Origin of the sequence: Streptomyces silvae, from assembly GCF_016745505.1 — a bacterium.
Taxonomy (GTDB): Bacteria; Actinomycetota; Actinomycetes; order Streptomycetales; family Streptomycetaceae; genus Streptomyces; species Streptomyces silvae.
Genome location: NZ_JAERUC010000172.1, coordinates 29343 through 43632, shown reverse-complemented (window position 1 = coordinate 43632; position 14290 = coordinate 29343). Strand labels below are relative to the sequence as shown.

Annotated in this window: 12 protein-coding genes and 2 pseudogenes; 6 read left to right on the top strand and 8 right to left on the bottom strand. The window is 71.0% G+C overall.

Translation table 11 applies throughout. The features are described from left to right. Positions 1–38 precede the first annotated feature (38 nt). A complete protein-coding gene (locus JKV81_RS27270) occupies positions 39–584 on the top strand; it encodes a GNAT family N-acetyltransferase (RefSeq protein ID WP_164992660.1) in 546 nt (181 codons plus the stop codon). Positions 585–653: 69 nt separating this feature from the next. On the opposite strand, the gene JKV81_RS27265 is transcribed toward JKV81_RS27270, so the two are convergent. The 3 genes from JKV81_RS27265 to JKV81_RS27255 form a co-directional block, all read right to left on the bottom strand. Continuing rightward, positions 654–875: a DUF6243 family protein gene (locus JKV81_RS27265; protein WP_164493767.1), complete on the bottom strand. Its 222-nt coding sequence runs from the start codon at positions 873–875 to the stop codon at positions 654–656. A gap of 257 nt (positions 876–1132) precedes the next feature. Beyond that, positions 1133–1894 carry a MerR family transcriptional regulator gene (locus JKV81_RS27260; protein ID WP_202078231.1) on the bottom strand — a complete coding sequence of 254 codons (762 nt, stop codon included), beginning with the start codon at positions 1892–1894 and terminating at the stop codon, positions 1133–1135. Positions 1895–2011: 117 nt separating this feature from the next. Further along, positions 2012–2569: a DUF3291 domain-containing protein gene (locus JKV81_RS27255; protein ID WP_124278362.1), complete on the bottom strand. Its 558-nt coding sequence runs from the start codon at positions 2567–2569 to the stop codon at positions 2012–2014. Positions 2570–2903: 334 nt separating this feature from the next. On the opposite strand from JKV81_RS27255, the gene JKV81_RS27250 reads away from it, so the two are divergent. Both JKV81_RS27250 and JKV81_RS27245 read left to right on the top strand, forming a co-directional pair. Next, the gene (locus JKV81_RS27250) at positions 2904–4397 is read left to right on the top strand and encodes an MFS transporter (protein ID WP_241748405.1); all 1494 of its coding nucleotides are present in this window, start codon (positions 2904–2906) and stop codon (positions 4395–4397) included. Beyond that, positions 4394–4954, top strand: coding sequence for a TetR/AcrR family transcriptional regulator (locus tag JKV81_RS27245; protein ID WP_124278364.1), 561 nt, complete (start codon positions 4394–4396; stop codon positions 4952–4954). Before JKV81_RS27250 ends, JKV81_RS27245 begins: the two co-directional genes overlap by 4 nt. A gap of 85 nt (positions 4955–5039) precedes the next feature. On the opposite strand, the gene JKV81_RS27240 is transcribed toward JKV81_RS27245, so the two are convergent. After that, entirely contained in the window at positions 5040–7160 is a 2121-nt protein-coding gene (locus tag JKV81_RS27240) for a SpoIIE family protein phosphatase (protein WP_129260933.1), read from the bottom strand. Between the two features lie 598 nt (positions 7161–7758). Here JKV81_RS27240 and JKV81_RS27235 point away from each other — a divergent pair. Both JKV81_RS27235 and JKV81_RS27230 read left to right on the top strand, forming a co-directional pair. Then, a pseudogene (locus JKV81_RS27235) lies at positions 7759–8196 on the top strand (hypothetical protein); the annotation flags it as partial. Between the two features lie 127 nt (positions 8197–8323). Continuing rightward, a complete protein-coding gene (locus JKV81_RS27230) occupies positions 8324–9106 on the top strand; it encodes a class I SAM-dependent methyltransferase (protein ID WP_202078229.1) in 783 nt (260 codons plus the stop codon). A 102-nt stretch (positions 9107–9208) separates the two neighbouring features. Here the strand turns inward: JKV81_RS27230 and JKV81_RS27225 are convergent, their stop codons facing one another. The 3 genes and pseudogenes from JKV81_RS27225 to JKV81_RS27220 form a co-directional block, all read right to left on the bottom strand. Beyond that, on the bottom strand, positions 9209–9634 hold the full coding sequence (locus JKV81_RS27225; RefSeq protein WP_202078227.1) for a spore-associated protein A: 426 nt from the start codon (positions 9632–9634) through the stop codon (positions 9209–9211). A 187-nt stretch (positions 9635–9821) separates the two neighbouring features. Continuing rightward, positions 9822–9952, bottom strand: a pseudogene (locus JKV81_RS36385) (mycothiol transferase); the annotation flags it as partial. A gap of 92 nt (positions 9953–10044) precedes the next feature. Next, positions 10045–12972, bottom strand: a complete 2928-nt coding sequence (locus JKV81_RS27220; RefSeq protein ID WP_202078225.1) for a tetratricopeptide repeat protein — start codon at positions 12970–12972, stop codon at positions 10045–10047. Positions 12973–13090: 118 nt separating this feature from the next. On the opposite strand from JKV81_RS27220, the gene JKV81_RS27215 reads away from it, so the two are divergent. Next, the gene (locus JKV81_RS27215; protein WP_129260930.1) at positions 13091–13723 is read left to right on the top strand and encodes a hypothetical protein; all 633 of its coding nucleotides are present in this window, start codon (positions 13091–13093) and stop codon (positions 13721–13723) included. Positions 13724–13789: 66 nt separating this feature from the next. On the opposite strand, the gene JKV81_RS27210 is transcribed toward JKV81_RS27215, so the two are convergent. Further along, positions 13790–14230, bottom strand: coding sequence for a VOC family protein (locus tag JKV81_RS27210; RefSeq protein WP_202078223.1), 441 nt, complete (start codon positions 14228–14230; stop codon positions 13790–13792). Positions 14231–14290: the final 60 nt, after the last annotated feature.

Here is a 14290-nt window from a genome sequence, read left to right as displayed (position 1 = left end):
GCAACCCGCCCCCGACCGCCCCGGGCAGAATGAGGACCATGAAGTACGTCGTACGCCGGATCAGGGCGGAGGAGTGGCGCGAGCTGCGTGCCGTACGCCTGGAGTCCCTGCTGGACTCGCCCGGTGCCTTCGGTGTACGTCACGCCGATGCCGTCGCGCTCCCGGACCGCGCATGGCGGGAGCAGGCGGAGAGGGCCGCAGCCGCGGCTGACGACGGGCTGTTCGTGGCCGTCGACGAGACCGGCTCCTGGGCCGGCACCGCCGGAGCCGCACCCCTGGCGGACATCCCCGACACCGCACACGTGTACGCCGTCTACGTCGCCCCGGCGCACCGCGGTCCGGACGGTCCGGCGCGGGCGCTGATGGAGGCGGCGGTCGACTTCGCGCGCGAGCACATCGACCGCGCCCGGCTCACGCTGGGGGTGCGCGAGGACAATCACCGCGCCCTGGCGTTCTACCGGCGCATCGGGTTCCACGACCTGGGGACGGTGGTTCCCTACCCGCTGGACCCCAGCAAGTTCCTGCGCATCCTGGGCTGCCCCGATTTCCGCGCCGCAGGGGCAGCCCCGCCGGGCGGCCCGTAGGCCGCAGGGCCCGGCACCGCGCCTCGCGGTGCCGGGCCCTGCGGCCGTGCGGAGCTGCCCTGGGGGCTCTCAGCTCTGTGCGGTGTCGTCGCCCGTCTGCCCGGTGCCGTCAGCCGGTCCCAGGCCCGCCTTCTCGCGCATCTTGCGTACCAGCTCCGCCTTCTTGTCGGCCGCACCCTGGCGGTCGAGGTTGCGATGCGGACCGTTGTTCTGCCGTTCGGTGCGGGACAACCTCTTGCGCTTGCCGCCGCCCATGCCCACGGGGTTGTTGATGTTCTTGCTCACGGTCACGGGTTCTCCCGGTAATGAGGTGAATGATCGACGGATTCGTCGGTGGGGGACGGGTTCCTGCTGACATCGAAGGGCGTACGCAGGAGCCCGTCACGCTCTCACTCGTAGATCGACGTCCGGAAGAACATGGCAAAGACGTTACCCGGTTCCGCCGGCCCCGCGCACCAGCCGATCGGCCGGGCTTTCGGTGTGGCTGGCCGGTGCGGTGCGGTGCGGTGCGCGGGCGATGGCTTCCGGCGGGCCGGCCCGGTTCCGGGTCAGCTGAGCCGGGTGGTGACGTACGCCTCGATCGCGTCCCGCTGGTACGCGGCCAGACCGGGCGCGATCGCCTCGTACGCCGCCCGCCACGCCTCGTTGTCCACGCAGGAGCGTCCGAGGGCGCGGTACTCCTCCGCGGACACGGGGCGCAGCTCGGTCAAGGCCCTGTACTGGGTGTCGATCCGGTCCTGCACGGGCTCGGCGTCAGCCGGGCGTCCGTCGGCCATCAGGTCGGCCAGCAGGATCATCTGCTTCGTGCGCTCGCGCTGCCCGGCCTCGATGTCCTGCGGGGTCATCACCGCGACCCTTCGTGACACCTCCTCGGCGTGCTCGGGGAAGTCACGCAGGCTCTCCTGGTACCGGGAGGGCTGGACGCCCTCGAACAGGTTCTCCGGTCGGTTGACTGCGGTCATGGGTGTGCCGTCCTTCCTGGACTGCTCCAGTTCGGCGATCGTGCGGGAGACGGTGGCGGCCAGGGCTTCGAGCCGGTCACGCTCGGCGAGCAGTCTGCGACGGTGTCCGCGCAGGGCGACCACCGCGTCGATCTCCTCAGCCATGATCCGGCCGATCTCGGGAAGCCCTACGCCGAGTGCCCGCAGTACGAGGATCTGCTGCAGCCGCAGCAATTGGTGCTCCTCGTAGTAGCGGTGGCCGTTGGGCCCGATTCCGGCCGGTGGCAGCAGGCCGATCTCGTCGTAGTGCCGCAGGGTCCGGGCGGTCACGCCCGACATGCGTGCGACCTCCGCAATCGGCCAGCTCATCGCCGTCTCCCTCACGATCACGTCACGGGGCCGGTCTTTCCGGCCCTGTCAAGGACGGTAGAAGCTGCCGCAGCGACAACTGCAAGCCCAGCCGTTCAGGCTTTCCAGCCTTTCCTGTCAACGAGCCCGGTCGCTCTTCGGCCCGGTCCCTTCGGGTCCGGCCGGCGTTCCCTCCGGGGTGAACGAGTGGCGGAAGGTGAAGGCGCGCGGCGTGGGGCCGTGGTCGTGGAGGTGTTCCAGCCTGGAGACCCCGTCCTGCCAGGTGGGTGTCTCGCCGTCGGAGACCCACCAGAACACGTAATTCGGGTGCGCGGGCCTCTCGAACCAGTCGTAACGCCTGTTGAGCGCCGTCCGGTGCAGGCCGGTGTAGACGGCGTCGACAGCGGGGCGCAGGCCGGTCCAGAGCGAGAGGGTGGTGGCCAGGGCGGTGGTGTCCGCCGTACGGCCCTTGTCGTACCAGGCCGGTACGGCGAACTCTCCCCATGCACCCCAGTCCGCACCGAAGAGCATGCCCGGGACACCGTCCAGCGCTTCAGCGCGAGCGAGGTACCCGGGGCGCCGGTCGATCTCCCGGTAGACGGCCTCACCGATGTCGTAGAACTCGCGCGTGAGCGGTGCGGGATCGGCGAGAGGCGACTTCAGGACGCCGAATGTGTACAGAGCAAGCTGGGGCATGCATCTCTCCCTGGTGGGGGGCTGGTAGGCCCCGGTCCGGTGGCTCACGCATGGGGGCGAAGATGCGTGGGGCGTGACCGGCCCGTCCCTGGCGGGTGGACCGGCCCGAAGGAACTCCCGTGCGGGCGTGGGGAATTGCCGAGGACCAGGTGAACGTAGCTTCCTTCGCGGGCCTTGTCGAAGTTGCGTTTTCGCCGGCCGAGTGGCCTCCCGAGCTGGTCGTCGCGGGCCCCGTGCATGCCGCCGCGGCCGGATGGATGCGTGGACGAGCCATCTATGTCATCATGCGAAGACATCGCTCGATGACACAGCTCGGCGACAGGAGATCCGCCTCGTGCACCCGATAGGCCCTTCCGTCCCCTCCCCCTGGCGACAGCGGGCCCTCGTCCCGGTGCTGGTCTCCCTCTGCATGCTCGTCGCCGTCATCAGCAGCCTCGGGGCTCCGCTGATCCCGACGATCGCCGCCGTGGATCATGTGTCGGTGTCCGATGCGCAGTGGTCGCTCACCGTCACGATGCTGGTCGGGGCCGTCGCGACCCCGACGATGGGACGCCTGGGCGACGGCCCCCACCGCAAGAAGGTGATCCTGACGGGTCTCGGCGTGGTGATGGCCGGGAGCCTGATGGCCGCCCTTCCGCTGGGGTTCGCCTGCCTCATCGTGGGGCGGGCGATGCAGGGCGTGGGGATGGGCCTGGTGCCGCTGGCGATCGCCACCGCGCGCGACTCCGTACCCCCGCAGCGGGCCAGGGCGGCGCTGTCGACGCTGTCGCTGACCACGGCGGCCGGCGTCGGCGTCGGCTACCCGCTCACCGGCCTGCTCGCCGAGACCCTCGGGATGTACGCGGGGTTCTGGTTCGCCGTGGTCGCCACCGCTCTGGCCTTCGCCGCCGCGGCGCTCGTACTGCCGAGGACTCCGCCGCGCCCGGCGCACCCCATGGACGTACCGGGGGCGCTGCTCCTGGCCTTCGGCATGGGAGGGCTTCTGTTCGCCCTCACCCAGGGCGAGAGCTGGGGCTGGGGATCGCCCCGGCTGCTGGTCCTCGGCGCAGTCTCCGTGCTGGTGCTGCTCGGCTGGGTGCTGCACGGGCTGCGTACCGCCCACCCGCTGGTGGATCTGCGGCTGATCCGGGACCGTACGGTCTTCGCCGCGCACCTGACCACGATGATGGGCGGCGTCGGCATGTACTTGCTGATCTCGCTCGTGACCCGGTACGTGCAGACGCCGCCCGGTGCCGGGTACGGACTGGGGGCCTCCGTGGTGGTCACCGGGCTGATCCTGGTGCCGTTCTCGGTGGGCAGTCTGGCGGCCGGCCGTGTGGTGCGGATCCTGGTCCGGACCCAGCCGCCCGTGCGACTGCTGCCGGTCAGCTGTCTGCTGTCGCTCGCGGCTCTGCTGACCTTCGTGTTCGCCCACGGCCGGCTGTGGGAGATCTTCGTGACGATGGCCCTGGCCGGGCTGGGTGTCGGCATGAACTTCGCGGTCACGCCGGGACTCGTCGTCGCGAGCGTCCCCGCGCACGAGACGGGCAGCGCGATGAGTTTCAATCAGGTCGTGAAATACATCGGATACTCGGCCGGAAGCGCCCTGAGCGCCATGATCCTCCAGGCCGCGACCTCCTCCGGACAGGAGATTCCCCCCGGGAGCGGGTACCGGACGGCCGGGCTGACGGGCTGTGCGGTCTGGGCCGCCACGGCACTGGTGGGCTACGTACTGATCCGCACGGGCATGCGTGGCGGCTCCCTGCGGATGCCGGACACACGCCCCGCGACGGCCGGCGCGGGCGCGGACAGCGAGGGTCTCGTTCCCGGCGCAGGGGCACAGCGGTGACCGGCGAGGCTCCCGGGCGCCGGCGTGATGCGGCGCGCAGTCGTGAGCTCCTGCTGACAGCGGCGAGCGAACTGTTCGGGGAGCGGGGCTTCGACCGCACCACCATCCGGGACATCGGCCGGCGGGCCGGCGTGGATCCGACGCTGATCGCCCGCTACTTCGGCAGCAAGACCCTGCTCTACGTCGCCGCGCTCCAGGCGGAGGCGGGCGACGTGGCCTTTGCCGACCTGTACGAGGACGAGCGGCTGCGCGAGGTCTTCGACCGGGCCGACCGGCGCGGTCCCGTCCCGCTGCTCCAGGTCGCGGTTCAGCCCCTGAGCGAACCTGCGGCGCAGGAGGCCGCACGGGCGGCACTGCACACGCGTCTGGTCGAGCCGCTCCGGAGGCGCTTCGTCCGTGAGGGGGCGGACCGGCCGGGGTTGCGCGCCGAGCTGGTGGCGGCCGCGATGGCCGGGGTCCTGCTGGGGCGGCACTCCGGCGCCTTCGACGAGCTGGCCGATGCCGATCCGGGCGACCTGATCGAGGTGCTCCGGGGCACCCTCCTGAGCGAGGACTAGACACGCCGACGGCTGCGGTGGACGTGTCGGGCGTCGAGCGGGGCAGGCTGCGCAGGTACGGCGACCGGTGGGGTCGTGGCAGCGCCTACGGCTCCGACCCACGTGCGCCGTCGGCCGCGGAAGCCACCGGCTGAGCCTGAGCGATCAGGAGCGCGACATCGTCGTGGTCGCCCGGGTGCCGCAACGTGTCCAGGAGGTGCCGGCAGGTCGCTTCGAGGGGCCGGCGTGGTTCGTCGAGTGCCCGGAGCAGGGCGCCCAGCCGCTCGTCGATGGGCTGGTCACGTGTCTCGACGAGGCCGTCGGTGTAGAGGAGGAGCCGGTCACCGGGCATCAGGTCGAAGGCGGTGGTGTCGAACCGGACCCCGCCCACGCCGAGGGGCGCCCCGGCCTGGAGGTCCAGGAGTTCGGGGCTCCGGCCCGGGCGCGCCAGGACCGGTGGCAGGTGCCCGGCGTTGGCGACACGGCAGCGGTGCCGGTGCGGGTCGTAGACGGCGTACAGACAGGTGGCGATGGACTGCCCGAGTCCGGAGGTGAGGTTGTCGAGGTGGCGGAGCACCTCCGCGGGCTCCAGGTCGAGGTCGGCGTAGGCGCGGGTGGCTGTCAGCAGGCGCCCCATCGTCGCCGCGGCGCCGATCCCGTTGCCCATCACGTCGCCGACCACCAGGGCGGAGGTGTCGCCGGACAGGGGGATGACGTCGTACCAGTCCCCGCCGATCTCGCTCGACGCCTGCGCCGGCTGATACAGCGAGGCGACCTCCAGACCGGTGAGGCGGGGAGCATGGGTGGGGAGCACGCTGCGCTGGAGGCTCTCGGCGGAGTCGCGCACGCTCTGGAACCAGCGGGCGTTGTCGATGGCGACGGCGGCCCGGGCCGCGAGTTCCCTGACCAGCAGAAGATCGTCCTCGTCGAAGGGGGCCTGGTTACGGGCCCGGATCAGGTCGAACGCACCGAGGACCTGGTCGCGGGCGATCAGCGGCACGGCGAGATAGGAGTGGACGCCCGCCCGGGCCAACGCGGCGGCGGCGTCCTTGTCACGTGCGATGTGCAGCAGGTCCTCGGGACCGGTGTGGGGTACGAGGACGGGCCGGGCCGTGTGCACACACCGGGTGACCAGCCGGTCCGGGCCGTACGCGGCGACGCTTCCGACCTCGTCCGCGGCGCCGGTGGCCTCGTTGGGATAGGCGGCGGCGACCGCGAGCGCGCGGAACAGCTCGGGTCCGTCGTGTCGCTCGTCGGTCCGGCGGCAGGCCAGGACGCTGTCGAGGACGTCGACGGCCACGACGTCCGCCAGTTCCGGTACGGCGATCTGTGCCAGTTCCCGGGCGGTGCGCTCCACCTCCAGCGTGGTCCCTATGCGCGCGGAGGCATCGGCGATCAGTGCCAGCCGGTGCCGGGCCCGGTCCGCCTCCGCTGCCGCCCGGTGGCGCTCGGTGACGTCGACGACCGAGTTCGCCACTCCGACCACCCGCCCGCCGGGCCCGTGGAGCCGGTAGTACGACACCGACCAGGCATGGTCGTTGTCGGGGTCCGCGGGGGTGCGGCCGACAAGGTACTGGTCGATCACAGGCGTACCGCTGGCCAGGACCTCCCGCATCACTTCCTCGACGGAGCCGACCGCGGGCGAGTCATGGATGTCGTGGGGGCGCCGTCCGAGATGGTCGGCGGCCGGGATCCCGTTGATGCGTTCCAGCGCCGGATTCACCAGGAGATAGCGGAGGTCGGTGTCCAGCAGGGCGATGCCGACGGGTGCCTGGGACACCAGCTGCTCCGACAGCGCCAGCTTGTTCTCCACCTGTTCCAGCACGCGCTGTTCGGCGGCGATGCCCAGGGCGTACACATCACCCAGGTCGTCCTGCAGCCGCACGTTGCGGAACTCCACGAGCCGGGTGCTGCCGTCCTTCCGCCGGACGGGAAACGCACCGGCCCAGCTCTCCCCTGATCTCATGACCTCGGCGAACAGCCGCGTCGCGAGGTCACGGTCCTCCTCGCGCAGCAGGAGCCGGGCGGCGTGACGGCCCAGCGCTTCCTCGGAGGAGTAGCCGAAGACATCACTGGCCTGCGGGCTCCAGAACACGATCCGCCCGGAGTCGTCCAGCACGATGGCCGACACACCCAGCAGATCGAGCAGCCCTCCTGCCGAAGACGACCAGGCCTCGGGGAGCCCGGGCACCGGTCCCCGGCCCTCGGCGGATGCGCGGCTGCTCATTGCTCCGGGCCCCTTCCTGCGGTGACCCCTGATGGTCCGCGTCGGCGGCTCACCCCTCCATGGTGCTCTCGGCACCGCTCCGGCACGAACGGGGCCCCGCGGTACTTGTTGACTCCATTCCCACCTCCACGGTCGTGCCGCCCAGGAAGGCCAGCGTGACCGGTCCGTCACCGGCCGCACGCACGGAGACCGCGTGGCGCAGTGCCTCCGGATGCACCGTGTCACGGGACAGCGCGACGAGGGACACCAGAACGCTCTGGCCGCCCGGATGACCCTCCAGCCGCAGGCCGGGTGCCCGACTGCGGTCCGTACGCGTTGGACTCCACGTCCCGGGCCACCTGCGCCGTCGAGCCGTCCCAGCCGTGGAGCGCGACCATCGCGCTGCTCAGCCCACCGGCCGTACGTGCCATTGCCCAGCCGGGCCCGACGTCGCGTCCGGGCGCAGTGTGTGGGCCACCGCGTGCCCGCCCTCGTGCACCGTCGCCCCCGGGGGCGCGTCGATCCGGTGGACCCGGGTCTCTTACGGGCCGTGGAGCACGCTCGTCCCGCAAGCCGCGGCCCGCGGGATCGACGACCACCTGGCACTGCTCGCTTCGGACGGCGTTACACGACGGGCCTGATGCTCCAGAAGGCCGCACACGACATCGACGTACTGCACCGGCTGGCGGGAGGCTACGCGCGCGACGTCCGGGCGCTGGGCGACCTGATGGTCTACGGGGACAACCCGCACCGGCGCGCGCCGGGGGTGCCCAAGGCCGACGACTGGTACACCAAGGACGGCCACTGGCCTCCGCACACCCCGCGCGCGCTGAACCCCGTCATCGACGTCGAGGACGTCTCGCTGCTCAACATGCGCCTCGACAACGGCGTCCTCGCCTCGTACCAGCAATGCCACTTCACCCCCGACTACTGGCGCAACTACACGGCGGGGATACGGGCCACGTCCTCCCTGCGCACAGGGGGCACCCCGGAGCGCGTACCCGTCCTCGCCCCGGAACTGGTCGCGTACTTCGAGCGGGGCCAGTCCCGGGGGTGATCCACCACCTCGCGGGGGCCGGCCCCCGGCCCCCGTAAGGACCTGCACAAGGAGTACGCAACCTCACCGCGCCCCCGCGCGGAAATCCTGTCGACGCCCGCCCCGCTCCTCCCGGACCATGTGCCGCATGAGACAGGAAGAGATCTGGGACGCAGGTGTTGCCGGCGGCTACGACACACCCGGCACCGGCATGTTCGCTCGTGATGTCCTCGGGCCGACCGTGGACACTCTCGCTGAACTCGCCGACGGCGGAGGAGCGTTGGAGTTCGCCATCGGCACGGGCCGGGTGGCCGTCCCGCTCGCGGAGAAGGGCGTCGCGGTCACCGGCATCGAGCTGAGCCGGCCCATGGTCGACCGGTTGCGCACCAAGGCCGACGAGGAGGCGGTCCCCGTCGTCCTGGGCGACATGGCCACCGCGACGGCTCCCGGCGCGGGCCGCTTCCGGCTCGTCTACCTGGTCTTCAACGCGATCTCGCTGCTGCAGACCCAGTCCGAGCAGGTCGAGTGCTTTCGCAACGCGGCCCGCCATCTCGCACCCGGCGGCCGGTTCGTGATCGAACTATGGGTGCCCGAGGTACACAAGCTGCCGCCGGACAAGAAGGCCGTGGTCTGCCGGTCCGAGCCCGGCCGCATCAGCCTGGACACCTACGACGTGCTCAACCAGCATGTCGTCTCGCACCATTTCGACTTCTTGGAGGGCCAACGGACGGCGGGTCTGTTCCAGAGCCCGCACCGCTACATCTGGCCCTCGGAGCTCGACCTCATGGCTCAGCTCGCCGGGTTCGCACTCGAATCCAGGCACGCGGACTGGCAGGGCGGCCGGTTCACCGCCGACTCGGGGTCCCATGTCTCGGTCTACCGACTCCCGCGCGGTGAGGATCGCGCTCCGGCCGCCGGGGCGGCGGACTGAGCCCGCCCCCTCCGGCAGGCGCGTTCCCGCAGCCGTGGCGGCATCCCGTAGGGACCGGTGCGCCGCCACGATGCAGGGGAACCCGGGCTGCCGCCCGATGGATCAGCCGCAGTTCGTCGCGTACCGGATCACGTACTGCTCGGGCGCGGGGCCGATCGCCCCGGACCAGTCGATGCAGGACCCCTTGCCGCTGATGTACACGGGGCCCGCGTAGCTGGTGTACGTCCCGTGGTCGTCCACGGCGGTGTTTCCCTGGTTGGCGAGCTGGAATCCGGCGTAGATGTAGACGCCCGTACCCGGCGTGTTGCGAATGGTGACGATGCAGTTCTTCCCCGTGGCCGCGCTGTACGTCAGATACGTCATTCCCCGGGTGCCGACCGCACCCGAATTGACGACGGAGTATCCGGCCCCGCAGGCGCCGTTGTACGCCGCGGCCGCGGAGGCCGAGGGCGCGGCGACGAGCCCGGCTCCCAGGAACGTCATCGAGAGAGCGCCACCGGTGACCGTACGCTGCAGGGAGGGACGCATGAATACTCCTTCAGGAACGACCGCGAGAGCCGTAGGCCATTATCAAGATCATCAGAGCACCGGTAGTGAGTTCACGTCAACACCCCTGAGCCTTCAACTCTCCTTCACGGTAGTGGAGTTAACTGGCGGCAGAGGAGCGGTAGATCGTAGCTTTCCGTAGCTGTTCGTCCACGACGGCGTTCGTCGCTCAGCCACTGGTTGTCCCGTCGGTCCGTTCCCGCAGGAAGTCGGCGTGGCCATGTGGCGGGCGTACTCCTGGATCATCACCACGTATACCCAGCGCAGGCTGAGGGGGACTCCTCGGGAGGACATGAAAGAGACGGCTCAAGCAGTGAAGGGGAAGGTGTGCAGGTCGTCCGCCGAAGGCTTCTGAGGGCAGGGCGGTGCTGACTCCTTGAGAGCCTCGGGGGCTACAGGTGCTCGTCGTCCAACTCTCTTACGATCGCATCGGCTTCCTCCGCGCGGCCGAGGATTCGCAGCACGTCGGCCTGAGCGGTGAGCACGATGCGCAGGTCCGTCGCGTAGGTGTCCGGCTCCGCCGCGACCAGGCGGCGGCAGAGTCGTACCGCCTGCTCCGCGGCCTCCAGTGCGGCGTGCGGACGCTGGTTCTTGTGTTCATCCGCGATGGTCCACCAGGTGCGCAGCAGTTCGGGTTCGTGGAGGGCGGGGTTCCCGGCCGCGAGCCGGCGCAGGATCGCCACCGACTCCCCGGATGCCTCGGCTGCTTCCTCGGGACGACCGGCGCGTATCAGGTACACACCGAGATTGCCGAGCCCGCTCGCCAAGTCCTGTTCGTGAGCCGCCGGGTTGACCCCGACCAGGCGCCGCAGGACCTCCACTGCCTCCCGGCCCGCTGTCAGCGCGTCCGGCAGCCGCTGGACCTCGTACAGATGCGCGCCCAGATTGCTGAGTGTCCAGGCGAGATCCGGTTCGTACGCAGCCGGGTTGGCCCGCGCGAGCCGGCGCTGGATCGCCACCGCTTCCGCAGTCGGCGGCACGGCATCCTCCAGGAACCCGGCTCCCGCCAGATGGGCGCCCAGATTGGCCAGGGCGTCCGCCAGATGGGATTCGTACGCCGCCGGGTTGACGGCGGCCAGCCGGCGCCGGATGGCCACGGCTTCCCGGGTCGGGACGTGTGCTTCGTCCATCCGGTGGGCCTCCCACAGGTGAATCCCCAGGTTGCTCAGGGCCGTGGCGAGCTGAGGTTCGTGCGCCGCACGGTCCTCGGCGGTCAACCGCCGCTGGATGGCAAGGACTTCCTGCCCGATCTCCAGCGTCTCGCTCCTGTGCCCGGCCCGTGAAAGGAAGCTGCCGAGGTTGTTCAGGGCGGCGGCCAGACCCTCCTCGTACACCGCAGGGTTCGTCGAGGCCAGCCGCCGGCGGAGGGCCACGGCCTCCGCCGCCGCGGTGACCGCCTCCTCGCGCCGGCCGACTTCGGACAGCCGGATCCCGAGTTCGTTGAGGGCCGTGGCGAGGCCGTCATCGGCGTCGGTGCGCGCGCCGGGGGTGGCCGCTTCCGCGGCGCCGCGGCAGATGCCCACCGCTTCCTGGGCCGGGGCCACTGCCTCTTCGCGCCTGCCCACCCGTGCCAGGCGGATCCCCAGATCGGTCAGCGCCCCGGCCAGCCCGGTCTCATGGGTTTGCGGGTCTGCTGCGACGAGTGACCGCCATGTCTCCAGCGCTTCCTGGGTACGTTCGAGGCCCTCCGCGTGCCGGCCTGCGAACCCCAGACGTCCCCCGAGCCGGTCGAGTTCCCGGGCACGGGTCAGTGGGTCCCGGGTCCGGGGCAGCCGGCGGACGGCCAGCCCGTGGACGAGCGCGGCGATCCCGGTGTCCAGGTCCGTGTGGCTGCCCGGCGGGAGCCGCTCTTCGATGGCCTCCAGGACTTCGGTGTCGAGTTCGGCTGCGGCGAGAGCCGTCAGGGCGGCGCCGCCCGCGTCGAGCGCCAGCAGGGGATCTGTGCGCAGGATCTCCTCGACGTACCCTGTGAGATGGGGCCAGCGGTCGGGCATGGCGGCGGAAGCCAGGAACGTGAGCGCACGGGCGAGATGTGCCGGTGCCGAGCCCTCCTCATCGCGTACGGTCAGCAGTCGGCTGGTGGGCCCCGCCCAGGCCTGGGCGGGATAGTCCGTGACGGAGTGGCCGGGCAGGGTGAGGGCGAGGAAGTCCTCGGCCAGTCGGTCGGGATACAGCGGTTCCAGGACGGTGCGGTCACCGGGCTGTGCGGCGGGATAGCAGAGCGCGTGGTCGGCAAGGATCTGGTCCGGGCGGTGCGAGGCGCCGTGGATGCCGGCATCCCGCAGTGCGGTCCGCCCCCGGTCGTGCGTCTGCGGCCCGGTGAGTGAGGCGACGAAGACGGTGTGGTTCATCACCTCCGGCGTCGTACGGAGAGCTCCGCGAGTGGCGCCGACGTGGTGCGTTCCGTCGTCGGCCATCCGTGACCAGTGCGCATGCTCACGGTCGAGCAGGTACACCGTCAGCCCGGCCATGTCGGCGGGCGCCCGCCGGCCCGAGACGTGGGCGTCCACGGCGACCAGCGCCGTGACATGCAGCGCCAGGGTGAGTCCCATCCCGGCGGATTCCAGCGGCACGGCCGGCACGACGGTGGGTGATTCGGCAAATCCGTAGTGCTGAGCGAATCCGTCCCGCGCCGCGCTGAACATCTCCGTCCGGGCCGTTACCGTGGCCGGCAGCGCGTCGAGGCGCTGCTGAGAGGTCGCGGCTCCCTGCTCCGCCGCCGCCTCGGAGACCGGGAGCCAGGCGTCATCGGTGCGGGCGAGCAGCAGCACGCGGATGGGCAGGCCCGGTTGCCGCAGGAGCGAGTTGCTGAACAGCCAGTTCAGGTGGGACAGCGGCCAGCGATCCGCGTAGTCGACGATGATCAGCAGACCGGCGTGGTTGTCCGAGCGCAGGTCGTGCGAGGCTGAACGCACCACCGCCCCCGGGCCATGCGTCGCCACGACGGTCTTCCATCCCCTCGCACCGGCTTCCAGGGCCAGCTGATCCGCCAGCCGGGTCTTGCCCTGTCCCCCGACACCGTGCAGCCACCTCATCGACAGCCGCGCGTCCTCGGCCAGCCACGCGTGCAACGACCGACGCTCGTCATGCCGCCCGTGGAACCCGACCACGGCGTTCCGTGCGTTGAGCATGCGGCTGGGCAGCTCCCGCAGCCACGGCGTCGGCGCAGGTGCGGCAGGGCTCCAGTTCCCGAGGAGGTAGAGCGGCATACCGTTGCCGAGAATGTGCAGATCCGCGCCGATCACTCCGTACGCGAAACCGCTCTCCGCGCGGACACTCTGGTGGGTCGGTGGAACCGTGCTGTCCGGTGCGGCTGACATCGACGGCGCTCCTGGGGGTCGACGGACGGTCGGACGAACGTACAGCCCGGCCACCGCGGCCACGCAGGAATGCGCAAAGTCAGGTACGGGCGGGCATGACCGCACATAATCGGACTTGATGCCGATCACTTCAGGCCCGGATCCGGGCGGCGGACCGTGCCCCGCCGGCGAACAGCGCATCGTCGCGGCGGACGGATTCGCCTACGGCGCGATGCACGCGGACATTCACGTGTTCGGCGACGGTGCTCCGGCGTACCGGCTGGACACCTGGCCGTCCGGTCGGGCGCCCCTTCCTCGTACCGACGTCCCCGCTGCGGCACTGGAGCGCCTGCGCGAGTGGCGCGACAGCGGGCCGGCCCTCTCCGGGCGCTGGCTGCACGGACCTGATGACGGCCGCAGGGGCGAGCTTGCCGCCCGGTTCGCAGCGGAGTCGGCGGGGGCCGGATGGGAGGTGCTCACCGCGTCACTCGGCTCCGGTCCTTCCCCCGTAGCAGCGGTGGCCCCTGAGATACGCGCTGGCGGGCCCGTGGGGGTTCTGCTGATCGTGGACCACATCGACCGATGGCCCCACAGCCATGTGACGTGGCTCTTCAGTAACGCTCTGCTGGAGCGTGCGGACGCCCCGGTGAGGATGCTGCTCCTGTCGTCCCGTCTCGATGCCTGGCCCGCGATACGCGCGTCCCTCGCCGGCCGTCGAGCGGCGCACTCGGCTCAAGCTCTTCCCCGGCGCGATGACGACAGCGGGCGATGAAGGCTCGGCCGGACGGGCTCCCCGCCGGGCCTTGCCATGCCTTTCCGGACGCGCGGCAGGCCCGTGTCAGCCGATCTGTTCGGCCAAGGCGACGATGATGCCCGCTGGGCCGCGGAGGTTGCAGAGCCGGAAGACGTTCTCGTACTGCGCTACCTCGCCCAGGAGTTCGGCACCGTGGGCGCGCAGACGGGCGATGGTGTCGTCGATGTCGTCGACGGCGAACATGACGCGATGCAGGCCAAGCGTGTTGGGCGGAGGGTTCCGCGGCTCGGCTTCGGAAGGCGCGGGGGCGTGGAACTTGGTCAGCTCCAGCTTGCTGTGACCGTCCGGGGTCCGCATCATCGCGATGCTGCTCCGGACACCGTCGAGTCCGACGGTGCGGTCCGCGTAGAGGCCTTCGATCTGTGCCCTGCCTTCCAGCTCCATGCCCAGCTCGGTGAAGAAGGCGACGGCCGCGTCCAGGTCGTCGACGACGATGGCGACGTTGTCCATCCGCTGAAGAGTCATGGCGCTGAGAATAACGACTCGATACGCGCGGGCGTGGGGTCAGCAGAGGCATGTCGACGG